Genomic DNA, 22,927 nt, shown 5'->3' with positions numbered 1-22,927 from the left:
ATCTGTGTAAGTGAACACCTGTTATGTCTATGCAGCAATCCTACCAACATATACTTAAAACCATTGGCGAAGACTTAGAACGCCCGGGGCTAAAAGACACGCCTATACGTGCGGCAAGAGCATTCTCTTATCTCACTTCAGGCTATGAAAAAAGCCTTGAAGAAGTGACCAATAATGCGGTTTTCCCATCAGACAACCGTGAAATGGTGTTGGTGAAAAACATTGAGTTTTACTCATTATGTGAGCACCATTTATTGCCATTTTATGGGCGTGTGCATATTGCATATCTTCCTGAAGGCAACGTACTTGGTTTGTCTAAGTTTGCACGTATTACAGAAATGTTTGCTAGACGTTTACAAATTCAAGAAAACCTAACACAACAAATTGCTGAAGCAGTTGAGAGTGTGACAGGCGCACGTGGTGTCGCTGTCGTGATTGACTCAGCGCATATGTGCATGATGATGCGTGGCGTGGGTAAGCAAAACTCAACCACACGCACAGTATCTTTTGTAGGCGACTTTAAAAACAACACTGAAGCACGTCGTGAGTTTTTAAGTGCTGTGCCTGAAAGTTACTAATTTTTAGAAAAATAAAAAAGATAAGCCATATGCTTATCTTTTTTTATGCCCAATAAAATGTTCTCGCATACGCCAACTGCCATTTTTCTGGCGATGCCCCAACAACACCAAAACAGATACAAAACTCAGTAATAGCAACAAATACCATGAACCAATTTTACCCAACCATACCAAACGCCAACCATCGGCTTGGTTTGGATACACCCAAATGTCATAAAACGTACTAATATTTTCTGCAATCCAAATTAAAAATGCAAAAAATACCAAAATAACCAACATGGGTAATTGCATCGTTTTTTGCTGTACTTTAAAAACGGCTTTAGTACGCCAAAAGACCAAGATACTCCATACAAATAAAACGCTACGAATATCTATAATAAAAAACTTACTCATAAAGTTAACAAATGCCAAAATGGCCAAGGCACTCATATGATACAAATGAGGTAAGCGTATAAAATTCACCTCAAAAACCCGAATCACCCTCACAAAAAAACTTCCCACTGCAGAGTACATAAACCCTGCAAACAAAGGCACAGTCTGTAACTTTAATATGGCAGGTTCGGGGTACTGCCATGAACCAATATGAGGTGCGGTTAAAACCAGCTCCATACACATGGCCATGACATGAAATAAAGCAATCACTTTGGCTTCATTTAAAGATTCAAGCTTTAAATACAGCATACATATTTGAATAATGACCGCACAAAAAAACAAATAGTCGTAGCGGTAAAAACCTAAATAGGCTCGATCACCCATATTTGAGGTTACAGCAAATATTAGTAACAATAAAATACCAAAAAACGCAGCCGACATCAGACGCTGCGTTATGCTATAAAAAAGGAAAAAAGCTTGCTTCATTTAGCCTAAATACTTCGCACTATACTCATGTACGGTATCTACAAAGATCTTAGGCATATCAGGGTTCACCCACTGCGTGATACCATGACCTAAGTTTGCTACATAGCCTGTTTTCTCACCACCACGGTAAGCATCATCTAACATGGCTTTCACTGCTTTTTCAATACTTTGGCTCGAACCATATAAAGTCGCTGGGTCAAGGTTGCCTTGCATTGCAGCACGGCCTGCAATCTGTATACGTGCTTGATCTAGCTTCGTTGTCCAATCTAAACCATAAGCATCTGCACCAGACTCTAGCATAACATCTAGCCACTGCCCGCCACCTTTGGTAAATAAAATGATTGGAATACGGCGACCATCTTTTTCTCGCTTTAAACCAGACACAATTTTAGTCATGTAGTTTAAAGAAAAGTCGATGTACTCACGATGTGCCAATGCCCCACCCCAGCTATCAAAAATTTGAATCGCTTGAGCACCTGCATCAATTTGTGCATTTAAATAATCAATCACTGCATCGGCTAAATGATCGAGTAATGCATGCAATAACTCAGGTGTTTTATATAGCATTTCTTTGGTGTAGCGATAATCTTTACTCGAACCACCTTCAATCATATAGGTTGCGAGTGTCCAAGGACTACCTGAAAAACCAATTAAAGGTACAGCACCAGATAACGCAGAACGAATGGCTGATACAGCATTCATCACGTAGTCTAAATCACGCTTAGCATCTAATTTTGGTAAGTTTTTAATGTCTTGTTCGGTACGAATCACCCGATTAAATTTAGGCCCTTCCCCTGGTTCAAAGTACAAACCTAAGCCCAAAGCATCTGGAATAGTTAAAATATCTGAAAATAAAATGGCAGCATCTAGATCATAACGGCGCAATGGCTGTAATGTCACCTCACAGGCAAACGCTGTATTTTTACACAAAGACAAAAAATCACCTGCTTTGGCACGCGTTTCACGATACTCTGGCAAATAACGCCCTGCTTGACGCATCATCCAAATCGGAGTGGTATCTACAGGCTCGCGTAATAATGCACGCAAAAAACGATCATTTTTTAATTCACTCATGCCCTTTCCAACGGCTTATTCATATGTCATCTATGATAGCAAAAACGACTTTAATTAGATAACAGAGGCTTACGATACTCAGCATTGATATTATATATGCACAAAATAATTAATGCATGATATTTTAAACTCTGTAATACTAACTGTGATTTATCACACTATAATTCTAAGGTTTAATTCATGCTCGTTCGTTCATTACTCGCTGTGAGCCTAAGCTATATTATGTGCCAAACAGCATTTGCCATATCTGAAGAAACGCCAGTTGCAACAACAGATGCGCTAGCCGTTGCATCTGCTCCTGTTTCTGATCCAATAGACCCTTTAGTGCTTGACAGCAAAGGGGCCTCGCAGATTATGGCAGACCAAGAATCTAATGTTGTGGCATCTGAAGTACACATGAGTACCGAAGAGCAAAAACACCTAGATAACGTTTCACATACAGCTCAAACCATAGATGCTGGTGCTGAAAAACAAAATACTACAAAGTCTGTGAGCAAAGCTGAAAAAGGTAACTGGACTGTAGATGGTATAAATAACAGCGAATGGATACCAAGCCTTGGACGAGGTCAATTCCCTGCTTATGCACGTGCTCAAGTCATGCTCAACAATGCCCATGCATCTCCAGGTGCTATTGATGGTTCAAGTGGCAAAAACATGCTCAAAGCAATTGCCTCTTTTCAGCAAATGCAAGGCCTAAAAACGACAGGTGCTTTAGATCAAGACACTTGGAATGCATTAGTTGCATTACAAGATAAGCCTGCTTTCCAAGAGTACACCATTAGTGAAAGCGACTTAAAAGGCCCTTATGCCAAAGAAATTCCACATGACTATGCACTACAAGCAAAAATGAAAGGCTTGTATTACACCCGTGTCACAGAAATGCTGGGTGAAAAGTTCCATATGGACGAGGGCTTTTTAAAGCAAATTAACCCCAAAGCCGACTTTAACAAGCTCGGGCAAAAAATCATTGTGACCAATGTACGTAATAATTTACCTGAAGACATTCATTTAATTGTGGCACACAAAGGTGCAAAACAGCTGTACTTATTTAACTCACAAAACCAAATGGTCGGCTCATTCCCTGCAACGATTGGTAGCTCAGATACACCTTCACCAACAGGCACATACAAAGTGACAGGGGCAACACCAAACCCATGGTATAGCTATTCGCCAAGTAACTTTGTACAAGGTAACAACTTAAAACCACTCATGTTACCACCTGGCCCTAACGCACCTGTGGGCAATATTTGGATTGGTCTAAGTAAGCGTTCATTTGGTATTCATGGTACCCCCAACCCATCAGCTATTTCTAAAACAGCATCCCATGGTTGTATTCGTTTAACCAACTGGGATGCCAATGACCTAGGACGTAAAGTCAAAGTAGGCACCATTGTTAAGTTTTTAGATTAGACATTTACCCGTAGCGTCCATCTTTATGGACGCTTTTTTTTCACCCCATACAAATATTGCTTTAGATATCTTATGAAAAAAAATAACTTTTACACCTTATTTACCGCATTGTTGTTTAGCGTTGCTTTACCGACAAGCGTATCGGCTAAAAATCAACCTGACTGTAGCATTCAGCAATACCAAATGGCTCTCAAATATCAGCAAGGGTCACCTGAGATTCAAGCCCTCCAACAACAAAGTTATGCTCTTGCAACTTTACGTATTCAGCAGTATTTAGCACAACACCCTCACCCTGAAAAACCACTTGCGGTGGTTACAGACCTCGATGAAACCGTCCTTGATAATAGTGCTTTATTGGCAAGAGATACTTTGGCTTGCCATGATTGGTCAAGTTGGGATACTTGGTCAGCATGGGAAAAAGGTGGTACACCCACACTGATTGCAGGCAGTTTAGATTTTTTTAATTTTTTAAATGATCAGGGCATTAAGATCTTTTATATTTCTGACCGAAGCGATGAAAATAAAAATGCAACACTTGCAACATTAAAACAACTTAAACTGCCACAGGTGAATGCAGATCAAGTCTTATTGCTTGGCCCTAAAAAACCACAACGCCGTGACAGTGTTACTGCTCAGGGCTATCAAACCATTATGCTACTTGGCGATAGTTTGCCTGACTTTTCAAGTGACTTTAATAGCAAACAAACCAAAGCCGAAGGCCTAGCCGCTGTAGAAAAAAATAAAGCACACTTTGGAACAGATTGGATTGTTTTACCCAATGCAAGCTACGGTAGCTGGCATAAAAATACTCTCAAGACTTGGCAAACGCCTTAAATAAAAAAACGCAGTTCAAATATGAACTGCGTTTTTTTATTGGCTGTATTAAAACTTGGAATGATGATGTTTAATCAATCCATCAACCAGTTTATTGAGCACGGCAGGCACAAGCTCATCTGCCACTTGCACGGCTTGTAAACCTAACTTTTCGCCAAGCGTTGGTTTACTACGCGTGCTTACTAAATAAACATCATGCTCACTCATGAGATTTAACAATACGGTATCTGAAGTTTGTAATTGATCCACCAAATTAAGTGCTAACGCTTGCTCACCATACCAATGTTCGCCAGTAGCCACATGTTCAACATTCAGTTGCGGGCGATACTTTTCCACGAAAAGCTTAAATAGCTCATGCGTCTCTTGTAACTCTTGTTTAAATTTAGCTTTTCCTTCATCGGTGTTTTCACCAAACATCGTGACTGTACGCTTATACTCACCTGCAGTGTACTGCTCAAAATCGACATTTTTTTCTTTGAGTAAACGATTAAAGTTTGGAATTTGTGCCACAACGCCAATTGAACCAATGATAGAAAATGGAGATGCTACAACCTCATTGGCCACACATGCCATCATATAACCGCCACTGGCTGCCACTTTATCTACACATACTGTGACATGAAAGCCCGCATCTCTTAAACGCGCAATTTGAGCAGCAGCTAAACCATAGCCATGCACAACGCCACCTGGACTTTCCAAGCGAATAAGAACACGGTCTTTTCCAGCCGTTGCTGTTGCAATAATCAGCGTGATTTCTTCTCTAAAGCTCGCAACAGCAGAGGCTTGTACATCTCCTTTAAAATCTAAAACAAAGATTCGCTCTTTACTTTTTTTACCTGCTGACTTTTTAGCTTTAATTAAACCCAATACTGAAAATTTTTGTTCAGGTTTAACTACTTTAATTTTCTTCTTTTGAGTCTCTAAACGCTCATTTAAATGAGTCACATGAATCTCTGCAGGCAGTTTTGGCAACTGAAATAACATATATCCGCCTAATTCTTAAATAGTGTTGATCATGTCTTTAATATGGACTCTTTTCTTGAAAAATCAAGCATTCAGCAGAGTTTACATACTGAAATGATACATTTTAAACATAAAAAACCCCACGCAGAGCATGGGGTAAAAATAAAAATATTTATTAAAAGATATGTAAGAACAACCAGTATAAACCACCAGATAAACAAATGGTTACAGGTAACGTTAACACCCAAGCAGATAAAATATTGCGAATAGTCGACCATTGTAAGCCAGACTTATTTGCCACCATTGTACCTGCTACTGCACTGTTTAAAACGTGTGTAGTTGATACTGGCATACCTAGACCATCTGCAGCAGCAATCGTGGTCATTGCAACAAGCTCTGCAGACATACCTTGACCATACGTCATATGATTTTTACCAATACGCTCACCCACTGTCACTACAATACGTTTCCAGCCCACCATCGTACCTAAGCCAAGAGCTAAAGCTACAGCCACTTTGACCCATGTTGGAATATATTGTAAAAAGCCATCCAAACCTTTTTGATAAGCTTTGACCGTTTTTTGCTGTTCAGCAGTCCACTCTGGCAGTGCTTTTTGCTTATTTAATGCTTTTAAAGTGGCTGTATTTAAATACATCTCATTACGTAGATCTGCAACCGTGTTTTCAGGAACATCTTTTAATGACTGATACGGTGCAAGCGTTTGCCCTACATATGCTGTCATTTTTGCTAAAGCAGGCATTACCTCAGGAGTGACTTTCTTATCTTGAATATAGTGTGTTAATACATTTCGTGCTGTATTTACATCTTGTACAGGTTGCTGATTCACCGACATAACCAATGCCGTTTCATTCGACAACGTCTTAAACTGCTGTAATTGATTGCTGTCTAAGTTCTTATTTAATGAATATGCAAGTGGGACTAAACCAATCAAAATAAGCATAATTAAGCCCATGCCCTTTTGACCATCGTTAGAGCCATGTGCAAAACTCACACCTGTACAGGTAAAAATAAGCAAAGCACGAATAACTGGTGGTGGTGGCTCTGTCCCTTTAGGCGGTTGAAAAAGTGCCAACTGTTTCTTTAGAAAGAATTTCACCAACAAAAATACAATGGCAGCAAATACAAACCCGACCAAAGGAGAAATCAACAAAGCCTTACCAACTTTAATGACCTGTTCCATATCAATACCACTGCTTTGTACATTTGCAGCTGCATTAATAAGGTAGTTCATGATCCCAACACCCAAGATCGAACCAATCATAGTATGTGAGCTTGATGCAGGTATACCAAAAAACCATGTCCCTAAATTCCAGAGTATAGCTGCAATTAATAATGCAAAAACCATGGCAAAACCAGCACCTGTCCCCACATTCATAATCATTTCAACAGGCAATAAAGCAATAATGCCATAAGCTACTGCACCGCTGGCCAACAACACACCAAGGAAGTTACAAAAACCAGCCCACATCACTGCAACAGGTGCAGGCAATGCATTGGTATAAATGACTGTTGCAACAGCATTGGCCGTATCATGAAAACCATTTACAAACTCAAAACCAAGCGCAATAAATAAAGCTGTAGAGAGTAAAATAACTGAATACAAACTGAGTGGTGGCACACTTGAAAGGTCGCTGTGTAACTGAAAACCAATATAAATCAGGGTTGCAATCACGATCGTTAAAAATACAGGCTTAAAAAACTTTGGCGTTGGGACATTTACATTTTTTGGCAAATCTGATGCCAATGGGGTCGTGCTGTCTTGAGATGTTTTTTGCTGATTCATACGGCCAAAATAATAGACTCTATAAGATGGGCATATTGTTCACCCTAATTATGACAGTTATATGACAAAAATGAACAGGTACAAAAAGGTCTTGCCTATTTGCTTTTAAAAAAAGCAATAAGCGACATAGAAAGGTTAAGACGAATCATCTTAATAGATGTATTTCTAATAAAAAACTTCGCTAAGTTAAGTATCCTCATTTGTTTTCAACTTTCTCAAGCTATACAAAAAATATTTCAATATGATTAACTTATGTAAATTATTCAAAATAAACCCGATAAATTTGATTGTTTTTTTTGACAAAATTTTTAAAAAAAACAAGAATTAAAAACCTCAAACAGAAAAAACAATTAAATATAAATATTTGTTTTTAAATATATAAAATATGATTCTATCAAAACAGAATAACCCTATTTATTTTTAAAATAGACCAAACGATTTAAATATGTAACCAAGCTATGTATTATAAGTATTAAAAATATGCTATTTAGGTTATTCCGATAAAGGACCTAAAAATGAGCCCACAAGAAAAGCTGTCTAACCGCTGATCGCCATTTTAGGTGCTCTCATTGTGATTATTGGTGGTGGTAAAAAATAAAGTAGGACTGACCTTTATAGGTACAACGCTGGCTGTTACTGGCACAATTTTAACCATAGGCTTTGCATTATTCCCATTGCTTATGCCATCAAGCATTAATCCAACAGTCAGTTTAACCATGTGGGATGCGGTATCAAGTAAAAAACATTAACTGTCATGACAGTAAAAGCATGTATTTTTGTACCCATTATTTTGTCTTATACCACATGGTGTTACTACAAAATGTGGGGTGTAATTACCAATAAACACATCCAAGATAATACTCACAGTTTGTACTAAATAAAGAAGATATCAGGAGAAGGAATTTGTAGCATTTCGCTTGGATTCTTGGCTTTTTTATTTCACATTTCGAATGAATGAAATACCATAAAAACACTTAAATCAGATGCAAGCTAAAACTCAAAATAGATCTCTTATTCTCATCAACATTCTAACTCACGTATATATTGAGTCATTGCAGGCTTGTAAGCGAAGATTTCTTTCGTTGGAGGATGATCTATTATCAGATTAAACAAGAGTTGTAATGCTTCATCTTTTTTATGCAGTGCATTTAAACATAATGCATAAAACGGAATGACCTCTGTAGCCAACGGATAGCTTTTATGCAACTCAATAAAAATTAATTCTGCTTGATTATATTCACCAAGGCTACTGTAAGTACATGCCAAACCAAAAGTTGCTTCGAATGTATCATTTAGCGAGAGTTTTTCTTGGAGTGCTTTTTTATAATACTCAAGTGCCTCTTGTTCTAGACCTTCATTATCATACGCCCATGCTATATTTAAATATATCGCACCACTCAATTCACCTGAGTTGATTAAATCAAACAAAACTTGTCTGCTTTTTGCAAAATCCTTATTTTTTCTGAGTAAAATTGGATGATTCAAAATATCTATGTGCATAGCATTTTCTCTTTAACCCATAAAATAGATTAAAAAATATGGCCAAATACCTAGCAACGATATTTAGCCATATTTTCACAAAGTTTTTGTTGTCAAACTACACAAAAATTTCTGCCACCATATAAAGCTTTGCATACCCTGAAACTTGCATACGTTGTGCAGACAACTGTTTACAGTAAAGTACTCCACCACGTGTAGATGCTTGATATGCCACTAACTCAGGTTTATTAAAACGTTGCGACCAAAATGGTGCAAGGGCTGTATGAATAGAACCTGTTACAGGGTCTTCATGTACCCCTATGGCAGGTGCAAAATAACGACTAATAAAGTTATATTCTGCTTGATCACTTGGTGCAGTAATCACCACATCTTTCGTGTTTCCATCCTTCACTTTGGCATTTAAACATACTGTCTTCAACTGAAGAAAATCAGGTTGTAGCTCTAAAACTTGCTCAGCATGCTCATACTCCACCACATAGGCTTGGTCATTTACATACAATGCTTTAAACGGCGTACCTAAAGCCTCGACCAAACCCTGTGGAATTTCCTCAAGTACTGTTGGCATACGTATAGGAAACTCCATCTCAATCAAACCATCAGACTGTTGCTGAATATAAAAATCACCGACTTGATTGGTGGTAAAATGTAGTTGCTTTAAATGAATATTCTCTTTAAATAAAATAAATGCACTGGCTAATGTCGCATGACCACAAAATGCCACTTCATCCGTTGGAGTGAACCAACGAATATGGTAGCTCTCATCTGCATTTGCTTTTAAAAAAGCAGTTTCAGACAAGTTATTTTCTAATGCAATATTTTGCATGAGTGACTCATCAAGCCACTCATCTAAAATAATTACAGCAGCAGAGTTACCTTTAAATAAATCTTGGGTAAACGCATCGACTTGGTACATTTTTAACATTATTTTTCTCAAGATTGATGATGAATCGGCTGTTCATCTTGGTTTTGTTTTAAGCGTTCTACATCTGTCTGCCCCATGAGCTGACTTGTGACCGTTCCTGCTGTCATTGAACCACTCACATTCAGTGCAGTACGCCCCATATCAATTAAAGGTTCAATTGAAATTAACAGTGCAGCTAGGGTTACAGGAAAACCAAGGGTTGGTAATACAATAAGTGCTGCAAAAGTTGCTCCACCACCTACACCAGCCACACCAATAGAACTTAATGTCACCACACCCACAAGTGTTAGAATCCACATTGGGTCAAGCGGATTCACCCCCATTGTCGGTGCAATCATCACAGCAAGCATGGCAGGATATAAACCTGCACAACCATTTTGTCCAATCGTTGTACCAAATGAAGCAGAAAAACTTGCAATTGACTCTGGAACACCTAAACGACGTGTTTGTGCTTCTATATTTAAAGGAATGGTTGCAGCACTAGAGCGACTAGTAAACGCGAAAGTCAGTACAGGCCACACTTTTTTAAAGAACAGTTTAGGACTAACGCCCACCCCTGCCAAAATTAAACCATGTACTAAAAACATAATAGCAATGCCCACATAAGAAGCAACTAAAAAACCACCTAGTTTTAAAATATCGCTTAAGTTCGCACCTGCAACCACTTTTACCATCAGTGCTAAAACACCATACGGCGTGAGCTTCATAACTAAACGAACCAGTCGCATTACCCAAAGCTGTAGCGTATCTACGGCATCTAACACTGAACGCCCTTTTTCAGAATTATCTTTAGCCAGTTGCAATGCCGCCAAACCAAGTAGCACAGCAAAAATAACCACACTAATAATAGATGTTGGTTTTGCACCTGTTAATTCAGCAAAGGGATTGGTCGGTATAAACGATAAAATAAACTGAGGTACATTTAAGCCAGTCACCTTACCTGCATAATCGGTTTGTATGGCGGTTAAACGGGCTGTTTCAGCTGCACCTTGCACCAAACCATTGGCAGTTAGGCCGAAAAGTTGCGTTACGCCCACCGCAACCAATGCAGCAATCGCAGTGGTCACCAATAGCGTACCAATACTGAGAAAACTCATTTTCCCCAAAGCCGATGTGGCTGTATGTAGTTTTGCCACTGCACTTAAAATAGAGATAAAGACCAAAGGCATAACAATCATTTGTAATAGTTTCACATAACCATTACCCACAATATTAAACCAAGTAATAGACTCCGCTAGTACAGGGTTTGATGCCCCATAGACCCACTGTAAACCTAACCCAAAACCCACACCAAGGCCTAAACCCATCAATACTTTTTTAGATAAACTCCATGACTGTTTACTTAGCCTTGCCAAGAGCAATAATAAAGCGACAAAAATCACAATATTAATCATTAAAGGTAGATTCATATATTCATCTCCAATGCCTTAAGGCAATTTAAGTTTTTCTATTGGCGGGGATTATAAATAACTTAAAGTGATTTTTTAAAAATGAGATACAATTTCACTTAGAATATTTTTTTATTTCTACATCATACATTTATATATAAAAAAGCCCTACATAAAGTAAGGCTTTTAAAACATCGCAGATTAATTCATGTGTTTAATAATGGCTTTACCAAAATCAGAACAGCTCAGCAGTGTTGCACCGTCCATTAAACGCTCAAAGTCATAGGTCACGGTTTTAGCCGTAATTGCACCAGAGACCCCTTGTATAATCAGGTCTGCTGCTTCTGTCCAACCCATATCACGTAACATCATTTCAGCAGAAAGAATAATTGAACCTGGGTTCACTTTATCTTGGCCTGCATATTTTGGTGCAGTACCATGCGTTGCTTCGTACACAGAAACCGCATCACCAATATTTGCACCCGGTGCAATACCAATACCCCCCACTTGAGCAGCTAAGGCATCAGATACGTAGTCACCATTTAAGTTTAGGGTCGCAATCACTGAATATTCTGCAGGGCGCATTAAGATTTGCTGTAAAAATGCATCTGCAATCACATCCTTAATGACAATATCACCACCCGTTTTTGGGTTTTTAATGCTTACCCATGGGCCACCATCAATCAGCTCACCACCAAATTCGTTGACAGCCAGCTCATACCCCCATGCTTTAAATGCACCTTCGGTATACTTCATAATGTTGCCTTTGTGAACTAAAGTCACTGATGGCTTGTCATTATCAATGGCAAACTGAATGGCTTTGCGAACTAAACGCTCTGTTCCTTGCTTAGATACAGGCTTAACCCCAATACCACAGCCTTCAGGAAAACGAATTTTTTTAACACCCATTTCTTCTTGCAAAAACTTAATCACTTTTTTCGCTTCGTCAGAATCTGCAGCCCATTCAATACCTGCATAAATATCTTCTGAGTTTTCTCTAAAAATAACCATATCTGTTTGTTCAGGGTGCTTCACAGGTGATGGTACACCTTCAAACCAACGCACAGGGCGTGAACATACATATAAATCAAGCTCTTGGCGTAATGCGACATTCAGTGAACGCATACCACCACCTACAGGTGTGGTCAGTGGGCCTTTAATTGCCACCACATATTCACGAATTGCTTTAAATGTTTCTTCAGGCATATATGTACCATAGGTAGCATTTGCCTTTTCGCCACAGTATAATTCTAACCATTCGATAGCACGTTCACCACCATAGGCTTTTTCTACTGCTGCATTTACAACATCTTTCATCGCTGGCGTAATATCTATACCAATTCCATCTCCTTCAATGAAAGGAATAATGGGGTGGTTTGGCACATTCCATGATAGATCTGTATTAACGGTAATCTTTTCACCTTGTGTTGGTGCAACAATCTTGTCGTAACCCATTTTACAGGCTCCCTTTTATCTTTAGCGAACTTACATGATTGTCTTTATGACAATTTTTCATTTTTTTAAATGCGACTTCATTCTAAAGTAAATCGATGCAATGCGTCATTTCTGTTGGAAATAATCTACATTTAAAAAATCAATATACACGAGACACGTAAAAGCAGATACTTTCATGAAAATTACCATACTCAACAAACCTTTTAATGTGCTTTCTCAATTTAGAGAAGAAGCACAACACACCACTTTAGCTGAGTATATTCATGATACTGAGTTACGTGTTTCAGGTCGTTTAGATCGTGATTCTGAAGGCTTACTGATCTTAACTGATCATGGTGGACTAAACCAATACCTTACTAGCCCTAAAAAAAAGCAATATAAAACCTATTTAGCCCAAGTTGATGGTGCAGTAGATGCTGCTGCCGTAAAGCAACTGTGCAACGGTGTAGAACTGAACGATGGTATGACTTTACCTGCGTTGGTGAAAATTGTAGACGAACCAAAATGGTTATGGGAAAGAACACCACCCATTCGCTACCGTGCAAATATTCCAACCACATGGTTAGAAATTAAGATTATGGAAGGTCGAAATAGACAAGTTCGCCGTATGACCTCGGCTGTCGGCTACCCAACCCTTCGTTTAATTCGCACACAGGTCGGGCCAATTAACTTAATTGAGCTAGGCCTTAAAGTGGGTGAAACGCGCGCTATTGAACCGTTACTCATTCCTGAATTTAAAAAAATCTTGGAACATGTAGAAACGCCAAAGAAATTTTTTGCCTCAAAACCAAAAACAGGTCATGTAGACAAAAAAACTAAGAAGCAAGATAAAAAACGTGACAAGGTATTGGTGGAAATTTTTAAAACAGATGCAGTACGCCCTCGCCGTATTACCAATGGTACAACTCGCCCAAATTTGAAAAAAGGCCGTGGTCGACGTACTCGCTAGTATTAAAAAATGATCTAAAAAAGGAGGGCAATAAATTGCCCTCCTTTTTTATTTTGTATTTTATAGGTACTAACCTAACCACGCTTCGGCTTTTTCTGCATTTTGGACAGTCAATTTCACTGTATCGAGTTTTAGATCTGCACTATTCACCTGTAATGTCAGTAACTCATCACGGCGGAAAACATGTAAAGTCACCGCTTTTTGCTGCTCGCTATAGTATGCCAACAACTTTTCAGTCGCTTTTAAATGATCAATTGCAATCACGACATCATGTGCAGACACACCTGCTTGAGCCGCCACACTGTCACGGCGAACCTGTTGCACCAATACACCCTCTGGCTTCTCTTGCACTTTCATGCCCAAAGGTAATGATTGTTTCTGCTCTAATTCAAAATCTACACCAAACTGTGTTAATAACTCAGCCAGTGGTAACTCTTGAGTTGAATTGACCCATGTGTCTAAACGTTGTTTCCAATCTGTTTTGGTTAAAGCTTCACAGCATTGTAAAATGGTCTGTTCATGCACTTGTTGCCCCTGCTGTGCATTCTGATACAGTTGTCGCATCACTTCATCTAAGCTAGACCCTTCAAGCTTTAAGCTCAAATCAATACATAAAGCGACTAAAGCCCCTTTGTTATAATAACTTGTGCCTGCATTATTAGTATTTTCATCAGGGCGATAAAACTTAATCCATGTATCAAAACTTGACTCAGCAACAGATTGCACCTGACGCCCTGCATTTTGCAAATAGCGGTCAATTTGTGCTTTCAGCAACGTTAAATAACTCTCTTGAGAAACCACACCACTACGCAACAAAATTAAGTCATCGTAATACGAGGTAAAACCTTCAAAAATCCAAAGTAGCGATGTATAACTTTCTTGATGCAAATTGTAGTTTGCCAATACTTCAGGTCGAATACATTTCACTAACCATGAGTGAAAATACTCATGACTACATAAACCTAAATAACGCTGATAGTTCGCGGATGGTTCATCTTTTTCATCAGCCACTGGAAAATCAGTTCTTGGTGCAATTAAACTGGTCGAATTAGGATGCTCAAGCCCACCATAATGATTGGCTGTAGCCATGGTCATAAACACATAGTCATTAAACGGTGCATGCCCAAACATTTGTATTTCAGTTTCACAAATTTTTATAAGATCTGTTTTTAAACGCTGTAAGTTCGCTTGATGTTTGCCTGAAATGGTAAATGTATGTGCAATCCCTTCTGCATCAAAAGTAAATCTATCTTGCACAGCACACTCAAAAGGACTATCAATCAATTGCATGTAATTATCTGCATGCAATGTGTAATGCCCTGTTTGATCGCTGGTATGTTTTAGCCCTGTGGCAATGGTAAAGTGCGTTAAAGCTTGAGGCAATTTAATATCTACTTGGCACGCCTGTTGCTCTTCACCCAACACCCCCAAACACACACATGAAGGGTTTACATACAATAAACTTTGGTCGACATATGCACCACGTACAGATAAATCATAAGCATACACCTGATACGACACCGTAATTTCTTGTGCCTGTGCTAAATGTACTCGCCACTTATTTTTTTCAAACTTTTCAAGCGGTACAGCCTGCCCTGCAACGGTCTGAGCACGAACTGACTCAACATGCTTGGCAAACTCACGAATCAGATAACTCCCTGGAATCCATGTTGGCAACCACAGCACTTGCTCAGGTTGTGCTAAAAAAGTAAACGACACCTGAATAAGATGCTGTTTATAATCGTCAAATGCTATTTGATAGTGCAACATAAGTCAGAATTTCAATCCAATTTTATTGAGGTGAGGTTTTAGCTTAGCACTTTTTTTAAATGATTTTATGCCACAATAGTAAGTGTGCATTTTTTGTGACACTTTTTTATTTATTTTAAGTTTTATCACGTAACGTTCTGCGTTCTGATTTGTTTCAAGGCGATCCTTTTGATTTTTTCTACACGACCTCTATTGGCATTTTTCCTCTTTTTTATTTTTGTGACTTCTAGCAATGCGGCCATACTTAACATTGCCCCCGAGTCTGTAGAAGCAGAATCTTGGATGATCTTCGACCCACAAACAGAACAAGTGATTGCCGCACATAATGCAGATGCACAACGTGCGCCCGCTTCTTTAACCAAAATGATGGTGGCGTATCTGACGTTAGAGGCCATTCATGCAGGACAACTCAAAACCACAGACACCATTACGGCAACAAGTGTGGTTAATTATGTTAAATCTGATGAATCTAAAATGGGTTTAAAAGTTGGTGAACATATTACTGTCGACCAACTGCTCAGTGGATTAATTGTCATGTCTGCCAATGATGCAGCAGTGACACTAGCAGAAAAGATTTCAGGCAACTTGCCACAGTTTATTGAAAAGATGAATGCAACAGCACAACAACTCGGCATGTCAAATACTCATTTTACCAACCCAGCTGGCATTACCATGGTAGACCACTACTCATCTGCTTCAGATTTAGTTAAACTTTCTGATCAACTGATAAAAAAACATCCAGAATATTTAAACTACTCCAAACAACAAAGCTATGCATGGGATGACCTTACTCATAAAGCCACAAATCTATTACTCAAAAAAGACGATACCATCGATGGTCTAAAAACAGGTTATACCGCAGCAGCAGGGTTTAATTTTGCACTCACAGCAAAACGTATGACAGCAGATTCAACACTCCCTGAACGTAGACTGATTGTGGTGGTTTTAGGCACAAAAAGTAAATTTAAACGTGCTCAAGTGGCGAACCAACTCATGAATTTGGCATTTGCTTATACGCAAGATGTGGTTGCCCTCAAAGCCAATCAACCGTTATTCCAATTGCCCGTAGTGAATGGTGAGCAAAAAAGTTTTACCTTTGCCTACAAAAACAACAAAATATTAACAACATCGTTATACCCTAAAGACACCCCAATTCAACTACAAAATTTTGATATAAACACAGGTGTCGTGGTTGAAAATAAACAAAGTGTTTTACCCTTAAATCAACAGCAAATTAAGCTCAATATTACACTTGATCAAAAACAGCTCATTGCACCACTAAATAGAGAAATGCTGCTTGCAAATGTAACCATTTTGCAAAATAATCAACCTATTGATACATTAAAAATTTCTGCACCTATTGTATTAGAACGTGCCAATTTATTTGAACGATTGATACACTGGCTTAGACAAATACTACCATTTATGTCTAATCAAACTGCAGAAGCAATCATTTATCAATAAAGTCGTTTTTAGTCATTTCACATGGATGTAAAAGGTGGGATATTAAATGGAACAAAACCGTCTAGAACGTCAAATACATATAACATATAAAGGCAAACCAAATCATGAATAACCAATTACATCGAATAGTTATTGTTGGTGGTGGCGCTGGTGGTTTAGAGTTGGCAACTCAACTTGGCAATACGCTAGGCAAACATAAAAAAGCTCAAATCACCCTCATTGACCGCTCACTATCGCACATTTGGAAGCCTCTTTTACATGAAATTGCAGCAGGTACACTGAACCCACATTCAGAAGAAACCAACTACTTTGCTCATGCAAAAAAACATCATTACCAATTTATTTTGGGTCAGTTCGAAGGCTTAGACAAAAGCACAAAAAACATTAAAATCAGTACACCTCAACTGTCAGAGAAATACCACCACGAAGGTTTTACAGACATTCACTACGACACACTGGTTTTAGCGATCGGCTCTCGCTGTAATGACTTTAATACCAAAGGTGTACGTGATAACTGCTATTTCTTAGATAACCGAGAACAAGCAGATGTTTTCCAACAAGATCTGTTTCATCTGTATTTAAATGCACAAAACTCACCTGAAACACGTATGCTCAATATTGCCATTATTGGTGCAGGTGCAACAGGCGTAGAGCTTGCAGCAGAACTGATTGATGCCAAAGAAAACTTTAATCAATATGGCCTTGACCATATTGACCCGAAATCAGTCAAGATCACGCTTATTGAAGCAACTAATCGTATTTTACCGGTGTTGTCTGAATCTATTTCAGCACAAACACAAAAAACACTCGAAAAAATGGGCATTGATGTACTCACACAACACAAAGTGAGCGAAGTGACCAAAGACTCCATTCAATTTGCAGATGGAAAAACCATTCCTGCAGACATGATCGTATGGGCTGCAGGCGTAAAAGCACCGCCTGTACTTGAGTTACTTGAAGGCTTTGAAAAAGACCGTATTAATCGTTTGAAGGTCTATTCAACACTGCAAACTTTAAGCGAACCAAGCATTTTTGCCCTTGGTGACTGTGCTCACTGCCAACCCGATGCACACGAACCACCACTTGCACCACGTGCACAAGTCGCAAGTCAACAAGCCAGTTTCTTAGCAGAAGCGATTCCTGTTTACTTACGTGGTGGTAACATGCCAATGTTCAGCTTTACAGACAAAGGCTCACTGGTTTCTTTAAGTCGTAACAAAGCGATTGGTGAAATTTTAGGTCAGGTTAAAGTACATGGTGCATTGGCTCGTTCAATGTATGCATCACTGTACCGTATTCATCAAACCCATATTCACGGCTATACACAAGCAGGTTTAATGATGACCAAAGACTTTGTAACACGCAGAGTTGGACCAAAAATTAAACTGTACTAAGTTTTATATGGCTTCGTTTGAGTTGTGTTTGCACGAAAAAATATGCAATGGTTGTTTTTTAAGCAACCATTCATTGATTTTTCAAAAATGATCCTCATACTATAATTTAATGCAACGATGCCTTTATATTTTAATATGCAGTCATGCATATTAAAGTTTTGGCACATAAAAATGGATATCAAATATGAGCGCTATTGCGAATAACCAAGTTGTTTCATTCAACTACACACTCACTAATGCAGAAGGTGAAACACTCGACAAATCACAAGGCGAGCCACTCGTTTATTTGCATGGTGCAGGAAACATCATCCCAGGCCTAGAAAAAGCACTTGAAGGCAAAACAGTTGGTGACAAATTTGTTATCACTATTCCTGCTGCTGAAGCATACGGCGAATACAACCCTGAGCTTGTACAAGAAGTTCCTGCTCAAATGTTCCAAGGTGTTGAAAACATCGAAGCGGGCATGCAATTCCAAGCACAAACAGATGACGGCGTACAAATTGTGACTGTAAAATCTGTTGAAGGCGAAACTGTTGTTGTAGATGCGAACTTCCCACTTGCAGGTCAAGACCTTACATTTGACGTTGAAGTGACTGACGTACGTGAAGCAAGCCAAGAAGAATTAGATCACGGCCATGTACATGGTGCAGGCGGTCATCATCACTAAGTGATGGCGAACAAAAAAGCAAAGCTTCAGCTTTGCTTTTTTTTGGTCTCTGATTAGACTATAGCAAATGTGTTTAGAAAAATAAGCGCTATGCCTACTCACCTCATTTGGTTTCGTCAAGACCTTCGTATACAAGACAACAGTGCCCTGTGGCATGCAACACAGCAAGGAAATCCTTGTATTGCAGTAGTGATTTTATCGCCCGAACAATGGAAACTACACCACGATGCAACGTGTAAAATTAACTTTTATTTACGACAACTCAAAACCTTACAACAACAACTTTTAGAAAAAAATATTCCGCTTATTGTTGCGCAAATTGAGCAGTGGAAAGATATTGCCAATTATATGCTCACGCTTACAGAACAACTGAGTATTACAGATGTATATGCCAATGCTGAATATGCGGTATATGAAAAAAAACGTGATGATGCAACGCTAAAAATACTTTCTCAGCACGCTAAAACACTACATCTTTTTCAAGACCATACCTTATTTCCTAAAGGCACTATACGCACCCAAAATAATCAACCATATAAGGTCTTTACGCCATTTAAAAAGGCCTGCTTTGAACGACTACAACACAGCATGCCTCAGTGTTACCCAGACATTGAGCAACAAGAAAACATCACATTGCCAAAAGACATTCAGCAAGTCTGTTTAGATGACATGCTGACACACTACCCTGTTTCAGAACAGATATTACAACTTTGGCCTGTGGGTGAACCTGTTGCTCACGAAAAGCTCAATGACTTTCTACAGCATAATGTCAAACAATACCAAGACACACGAGACTTCCCTGCCATACAGGGTACGAGCCGTATCTCTGCATATTTAAATATAGGTATGATTTCAGCCAGACAATGCTTACAGGCACTCTTCCAGCCCTACCATGGTGAGTTTGTGTTAAGTCATAAAGGAGATGAGACATGGCTGACTGAAATACTTTGGCGTGAGTTCTATCAACACATTATGGTTGATTTTCCTAAAGTGTCGAAAGCAAAACCCTTTAAAGATGAAACCAATCGCTTAGTATGGCGTGATGCCCCAAGTGATTTTGAAAAATGGACTCAAGGACAAACGGGCATACCCATTGTAGATGCAGGTATGCGAGAGCTAAAACAGACTGGTTGGATGCATAACCGTGTACGTATGATCTGTGCTATGTTTCTCACCAAGAATTTACTGATTGATTGGCGAGAAGGTGAACGTTGGTTTATGCAACATTTAATTGATGGCGAATTGGCAGCCAATAATGGTGGTTGGCAATGGTCTGCATCGACAGGCACAGATGCTGCACCTTACTTTCGTATTTTCAACCCTGTCACTCAATCTGAACGCTTTGACCCTGAAGGTAAATACATCAAACAGTGGGTGCCTGAATTGGCATCATTACAAGCCAAACAAATTCATGCACCATTTGCGCATAAGATTGGTTATCTTGACTACCCCAAACCCATCGTAGATCTCAAATCTAGCCGAGTACGTGCCATTGAAGCCTTTAAGAATCTCTAAATAAAACCATTAAAGGTATGATGCACTTGAGCATCATACCTTTTTTAGATTTAAGCTTCTTTTGCATCTCGCTTAAACACAAGCTCACTTGCACTTGAGTTGACCGCATCGAAATAATAACCATCAACAGAAAACGACTTTAAGTCTTCAACACGGGTAATTTGATGCTCAATCACAAAACGAGCCATTAAACCCCGTGCTTTTTTGGCATAGAAGCTAATAATTTTATATTGATCATTTTTCTGATCTAAAAATACAGGACGAATAATCTCAGCTTTAACCTGAGTTGGCTTGACTGCCTTATAGTATTCATCAGAAGCTAAGTTCAATAAAATTTGACTATTTGCCTCTTCTAAATCTTGATTAATTTGCTGTGTAATACGCTCACCCCAAAATGTATATAAATTTGCACCACGTTCATTGTGCAATTTCGTGCCCATCTCTAAACGATACGGCATCATTAAATCTAAAGGACGTAACACACCATATAAACCTGACAGCATACGCAAATGTTGCTGTGCAAAATCGAGCTGTTTCTGACTCAAACAATAAGCGTCTAAACCTGTGTAGACATCACCTTTAAATGCAAAAATAGCTTGGCGAGCATTACCAAAATCAAAAGACGGCGACCAATCTTGAAAACGAGCCACATTCAGCTGGGCAATTTTTTCACTCACACCCATTAAACCAGCAACCTCAGTTGCAGAAAGTTTACGGCAGACCTCTATGAGTTGTGCCGACTGATCAAGCAAACGAGGTTGGGTAAATTGGTCTGTGGGTAGTGCCGTTTCGTAATCCAATGTTTTGGCTGGGGAAATAAGGCTTAGCATTGTCTTACCTATCATCTGTTATATTCTTGTCTGTTACTATAACAGTCATGAATTTCTAAAGCTAATTTGTGTTTTTAATCATAATTATCGGTATCATAGGTACTCCTTCTTACCCAAGAAATATCAACGATATGACTGATACAATCTTTTTAAATGGCCCAGTCGGTAAAATTGAAGTATTTGTTGATTATCCACAAATCACTGCAAAAGGATTTGCCGTAATATGTCACCCTCACCCACTACAAGGAGGTACACCACAACATAAAGTGCCCGCACTTTTAGCTAAAATTTTAGTTGAACGCGGTTGCGTGGTCTATAGACCGAGCTTCCGTGGTTCTGGTAACAGCGAAGGCACACATAACGAAGGTTTTGGCGAAACAGATGATATTTTATCTGTGATTGACTATGCCAAACAGCAACATGCAGGCCTACCATTTTATGCAGGTGGTTTTAGCTTTGGCGCACATGTGATTGCAAAGGCCTATGACCAACTAGAACAACTTGAGCGACCAACACAATTGGTTTTATGTGGCTTACCTACAGCAACTGTGCAAGGTTTAAGGCACTATAAAACCCCTGAGCTTAAAGGCGATTTACTACTTATACATGGTGAAGGCGATGACATTACTTTACTGTCAGATGCGATCATTTGGGCGAAACCACAAAAACACCCGATTACCATTTTCCCAGGTGCAAATCACTTTTTCACAGGCTACTTAAAACAGCTCAACGAAACTATTCAGCGTTATATTAACTTATAGATAAAAAACACCGCATGACTTCATGCATGCGGTGGCATCAAATTTTGATTTAGGGTCATTAATATGAAAAACACCTCCACAGCACCAAACGCAATGTCTACCGTTGATGCTCATACAAAAATTGAAGACATGCTTGCTATGCTCATTGGCACATTTATTTTATCTTTTGCCCTAAATCTATTACAGTTTTCAGGCATTATGACAGGAGGAACAGCAGGTCTATCATTGCTCATTCACTACATTACTGGCTTAAAGTTTGGTACAGTATTTTTTCTGATTAACATTCCTTTTTATTATTTTGCTTATAAAAAAATGGGCATTGCATTAGTCATTAAGACTTTCATTGCAGTACTTTTGCTTTCTGCATTTGCAGAAATAATGCCTCAATTTATTAAAATTCAATCAATTAATCCATTTTATGCCACTATTGTTGCTAATTTAATTATGGGTATTAGTTTCTTAATTTTATTTAGACATCGCTCAAGTTTAGGTGGTGTCAACCTATTGGCACTTTATTTACAGAGTAAATTTAATATTTCCGCAGGTAAATTCCAAATGGGTGTTGACCTAAGCATACTCATTGCATCAGCTTTTTTTGTCGAGTGGCACTTATTAGCAATCTCAATTTTAGGTGCAATTGTACTGAACTTTGTCATTGCCATGAACCATAAAAGCTCACGTTATATTGCTTAGTCGATTCTAGACCCAAGCTTAAAACCTTGGGTTTAACAGATCAGTTATATCACTGACATCTATTGTTCATATGTTGTTTCTAGACTTTAGACTTCACA

General features: G+C 38.8%; 20 protein-coding genes and 1 pseudogene. 11 read left to right on the top strand and 10 right to left on the bottom strand.

Features of this window, described 5'->3' with window-relative positions; all coding sequences use genetic code 11:
* The first annotated feature begins 29 nt into the window (after positions 1 to 29).
* Entirely contained in the window at positions 30 to 578 is a 549-nt protein-coding gene (gene folE / locus I2F31_RS01480) for a GTP cyclohydrolase I FolE (protein WP_195768168.1), read from the top strand.
* A 33-nt stretch (positions 579 to 611) separates the two neighbouring features.
* Here folE and I2F31_RS01475 read toward each other — a convergent pair whose 3' ends face one another.
* Positions 612 to 1,436, bottom strand: a complete 825-nt coding sequence (locus I2F31_RS01475; RefSeq protein ID WP_195768088.1) for a DUF817 family protein — start codon at positions 1,434 to 1,436, stop codon at positions 612 to 614.
* Complete coding sequence (hemE, locus tag I2F31_RS01470; RefSeq protein ID WP_195773312.1) at positions 1,437 to 2,510, bottom strand: uroporphyrinogen decarboxylase; 1,074 nt, start codon at positions 2,508 to 2,510, stop codon at positions 1,437 to 1,439.
* Between the two features lie 180 nt (positions 2,511 to 2,690).
* Between hemE and I2F31_RS01465 the strand changes: the two genes are divergently transcribed.
* Together I2F31_RS01465 and I2F31_RS01460 are read left to right on the top strand one after the other, a co-directional pair.
* Positions 2,691 to 3,920, top strand: a complete 1,230-nt coding sequence (locus I2F31_RS01465; protein WP_195768090.1) for a L,D-transpeptidase family protein — start codon at positions 2,691 to 2,693, stop codon at positions 3,918 to 3,920.
* Positions 3,921 to 3,992: 72 nt separating this feature from the next.
* On the top strand, positions 3,993 to 4,754 hold the full coding sequence (locus I2F31_RS01460; protein WP_195768091.1) for a 5'-nucleotidase, lipoprotein e(P4) family: 762 nt from the start codon (positions 3,993 to 3,995) through the stop codon (positions 4,752 to 4,754).
* 48 nt (positions 4,755 to 4,802) lie between these two features.
* Here I2F31_RS01460 and sohB read toward each other — a convergent pair whose 3' ends face one another.
* Together sohB and I2F31_RS01450 are read right to left on the bottom strand one after the other, a co-directional pair.
* A complete protein-coding gene (gene sohB, locus I2F31_RS01455; protein WP_195768092.1) occupies positions 4,803 to 5,738 on the bottom strand; it encodes a protease SohB in 936 nt (311 codons plus the stop codon).
* A 154-nt stretch (positions 5,739 to 5,892) separates the two neighbouring features.
* Positions 5,893 to 7,521 (bottom strand): inorganic phosphate transporter, encoded by a 1,629-nt coding sequence (locus tag I2F31_RS01450; RefSeq protein WP_195768093.1) that lies wholly within the window; start codon positions 7,519 to 7,521, stop codon positions 5,893 to 5,895.
* Between the two features lie 541 nt (positions 7,522 to 8,062).
* On the opposite strand from I2F31_RS01450, the pseudogene I2F31_RS01445 reads away from it, so the two are divergent.
* Positions 8,063 to 8,398, top strand: a pseudogene (locus tag I2F31_RS01445) (cytochrome d ubiquinol oxidase subunit II); the annotation flags it as partial.
* A 143-nt stretch (positions 8,399 to 8,541) separates the two neighbouring features.
* Here the strand turns inward: I2F31_RS01445 and I2F31_RS01440 are convergent.
* The 4 genes from I2F31_RS01440 to icd form a co-directional block, all read right to left on the bottom strand.
* A complete protein-coding gene (locus I2F31_RS01440) occupies positions 8,542 to 9,021 on the bottom strand; it encodes a tetratricopeptide repeat protein (RefSeq protein ID WP_195773311.1) in 480 nt (159 codons plus the stop codon).
* A 97-nt stretch (positions 9,022 to 9,118) separates the two neighbouring features.
* Complete coding sequence (locus I2F31_RS01435; protein ID WP_195768095.1) at positions 9,119 to 9,943, bottom strand: PhzF family phenazine biosynthesis protein; 825 nt, start codon at positions 9,941 to 9,943, stop codon at positions 9,119 to 9,121.
* A gap of 8 nt (positions 9,944 to 9,951) precedes the next feature.
* On the bottom strand, positions 9,952 to 11,352 hold the full coding sequence (locus I2F31_RS01430; RefSeq protein WP_195768096.1) for an L-cystine transporter: 1,401 nt from the start codon (positions 11,350 to 11,352) through the stop codon (positions 9,952 to 9,954).
* Positions 11,353 to 11,532: 180 nt separating this feature from the next.
* The gene (gene icd / locus I2F31_RS01425) at positions 11,533 to 12,786 is read right to left on the bottom strand and encodes an NADP-dependent isocitrate dehydrogenase (RefSeq protein ID WP_195768097.1); all 1,254 of its coding nucleotides are present in this window, start codon (positions 12,784 to 12,786) and stop codon (positions 11,533 to 11,535) included.
* Positions 12,787 to 12,961: 175 nt separating this feature from the next.
* Between icd and I2F31_RS01420 the strand changes: the two genes are divergently transcribed.
* Complete coding sequence (locus I2F31_RS01420; protein ID WP_195768098.1) at positions 12,962 to 13,735, top strand: pseudouridine synthase; 774 nt, start codon at positions 12,962 to 12,964, stop codon at positions 13,733 to 13,735.
* A 69-nt stretch (positions 13,736 to 13,804) separates the two neighbouring features.
* Here I2F31_RS01420 and I2F31_RS01415 read toward each other — a convergent pair whose 3' ends face one another.
* Positions 13,805 to 15,505, bottom strand: a complete 1,701-nt coding sequence (locus I2F31_RS01415) for a M61 family metallopeptidase (protein WP_195768099.1) — start codon at positions 15,503 to 15,505, stop codon at positions 13,805 to 13,807.
* 162 nt (positions 15,506 to 15,667) lie between these two features.
* On the opposite strand from I2F31_RS01415, the gene I2F31_RS01410 reads away from it, so the two are divergent.
* The 4 genes from I2F31_RS01410 to phrB all read left to right on the top strand — a co-directional run bounded on the left by I2F31_RS01410 (position 15,668) and on the right by phrB (position 20,545).
* Positions 15,668 to 16,969, top strand: coding sequence for a D-alanyl-D-alanine carboxypeptidase family protein (locus I2F31_RS01410; protein ID WP_407647855.1), 1,302 nt, complete (start codon positions 15,668 to 15,670; stop codon positions 16,967 to 16,969).
* 104 nt (positions 16,970 to 17,073) lie between these two features.
* A complete protein-coding gene (locus I2F31_RS01405; protein WP_195773310.1) occupies positions 17,074 to 18,363 on the top strand; it encodes an NAD(P)/FAD-dependent oxidoreductase in 1,290 nt (429 codons plus the stop codon).
* Positions 18,364 to 18,547: 184 nt separating this feature from the next.
* On the top strand, positions 18,548 to 19,030 hold the full coding sequence (locus I2F31_RS01400) for an FKBP-type peptidyl-prolyl cis-trans isomerase (protein WP_195768101.1): 483 nt from the start codon (positions 18,548 to 18,550) through the stop codon (positions 19,028 to 19,030).
* Between the two features lie 90 nt (positions 19,031 to 19,120).
* Positions 19,121 to 20,545: a deoxyribodipyrimidine photo-lyase gene (phrB, locus tag I2F31_RS01395; protein ID WP_195768102.1), complete on the top strand. Its 1,425-nt coding sequence runs from the start codon at positions 19,121 to 19,123 to the stop codon at positions 20,543 to 20,545.
* Positions 20,546 to 20,595: 50 nt separating this feature from the next.
* Here the strand turns inward: phrB and yaaA are convergent, their stop codons facing one another.
* Positions 20,596 to 21,375 (bottom strand): peroxide stress protein YaaA, encoded by a 780-nt coding sequence (gene yaaA / locus I2F31_RS01390; RefSeq protein WP_195768103.1) that lies wholly within the window; start codon positions 21,373 to 21,375, stop codon positions 20,596 to 20,598.
* A 131-nt stretch (positions 21,376 to 21,506) separates the two neighbouring features.
* Between yaaA and I2F31_RS01385 the strand changes: the two genes are divergently transcribed.
* Together I2F31_RS01385 and I2F31_RS01380 are read left to right on the top strand one after the other, a co-directional pair.
* Positions 21,507 to 22,136, top strand: a complete 630-nt coding sequence (locus I2F31_RS01385; RefSeq protein ID WP_195773309.1) for an alpha/beta hydrolase — start codon at positions 21,507 to 21,509, stop codon at positions 22,134 to 22,136.
* Positions 22,137 to 22,199: 63 nt separating this feature from the next.
* Positions 22,200 to 22,829, top strand: coding sequence for a YitT family protein (locus tag I2F31_RS01380; RefSeq protein ID WP_228285054.1), 630 nt, complete (start codon positions 22,200 to 22,202; stop codon positions 22,827 to 22,829).
* Positions 22,830 to 22,927 lie beyond the last annotated feature (98 nt).

This window comes from Acinetobacter rathckeae (genome assembly GCF_015627125.1).
Taxonomy (GTDB): Bacteria; Pseudomonadota; Gammaproteobacteria; order Pseudomonadales; family Moraxellaceae; genus Acinetobacter; species Acinetobacter rathckeae.
This window is presented reverse-complemented; position numbering and strand designations above follow the sequence as displayed.

Coding starts and splice junctions, on each gene's coding strand:
- folE (WP_195768168.1), top strand. CDS start 30: ATGCAGCAATCCTACCAACATATACTTAAAACCATTGGCGAAGACTTA.
- I2F31_RS01475 (WP_195768088.1), bottom strand. CDS start 1,436: ATGAAGCAAGCTTTTTTCCTTTTTTATAGCATAACGCAGCGTCTGATG.
- hemE (WP_195773312.1), bottom strand. CDS start 2,510: ATGAGTGAATTAAAAAATGATCGTTTTTTGCGTGCATTATTACGCGAG.
- I2F31_RS01465 (WP_195768090.1), top strand. CDS start 2,691: ATGCTCGTTCGTTCATTACTCGCTGTGAGCCTAAGCTATATTATGTGC.
- I2F31_RS01460 (WP_195768091.1), top strand. CDS start 3,993: ATGAAAAAAAATAACTTTTACACCTTATTTACCGCATTGTTGTTTAGC.
- sohB (WP_195768092.1), bottom strand. CDS start 5,738: ATGTTATTTCAGTTGCCAAAACTGCCTGCAGAGATTCATGTGACTCAT.
- I2F31_RS01450 (WP_195768093.1), bottom strand. CDS start 7,521: ATGAATCAGCAAAAAACATCTCAAGACAGCACGACCCCATTGGCATCA.
- I2F31_RS01440 (WP_195773311.1), bottom strand. CDS start 9,021: ATGCACATAGATATTTTGAATCATCCAATTTTACTCAGAAAAAATAAG.
- I2F31_RS01435 (WP_195768095.1), bottom strand. CDS start 9,943: ATGTTAAAAATGTACCAAGTCGATGCGTTTACCCAAGATTTATTTAAA.
- I2F31_RS01430 (WP_195768096.1), bottom strand. CDS start 11,352: ATGAATCTACCTTTAATGATTAATATTGTGATTTTTGTCGCTTTATTA.
- icd (WP_195768097.1), bottom strand. CDS start 12,786: ATGGGTTACGACAAGATTGTTGCACCAACACAAGGTGAAAAGATTACC.
- I2F31_RS01420 (WP_195768098.1), top strand. CDS start 12,962: ATGAAAATTACCATACTCAACAAACCTTTTAATGTGCTTTCTCAATTT.
- I2F31_RS01415 (WP_195768099.1), bottom strand. CDS start 15,505: ATGTTGCACTATCAAATAGCATTTGACGATTATAAACAGCATCTTATT.
- I2F31_RS01405 (WP_195773310.1), top strand. CDS start 17,074: ATGAATAACCAATTACATCGAATAGTTATTGTTGGTGGTGGCGCTGGT.
- I2F31_RS01400 (WP_195768101.1), top strand. CDS start 18,548: ATGAGCGCTATTGCGAATAACCAAGTTGTTTCATTCAACTACACACTC.
- phrB (WP_195768102.1), top strand. CDS start 19,121: ATGCCTACTCACCTCATTTGGTTTCGTCAAGACCTTCGTATACAAGAC.
- yaaA (WP_195768103.1), bottom strand. CDS start 21,375: ATGCTAAGCCTTATTTCCCCAGCCAAAACATTGGATTACGAAACGGCA.
- I2F31_RS01385 (WP_195773309.1), top strand. CDS start 21,507: ATGACTGATACAATCTTTTTAAATGGCCCAGTCGGTAAAATTGAAGTA.
- I2F31_RS01380 (WP_228285054.1), top strand. CDS start 22,200: ATGAAAAACACCTCCACAGCACCAAACGCAATGTCTACCGTTGATGCT.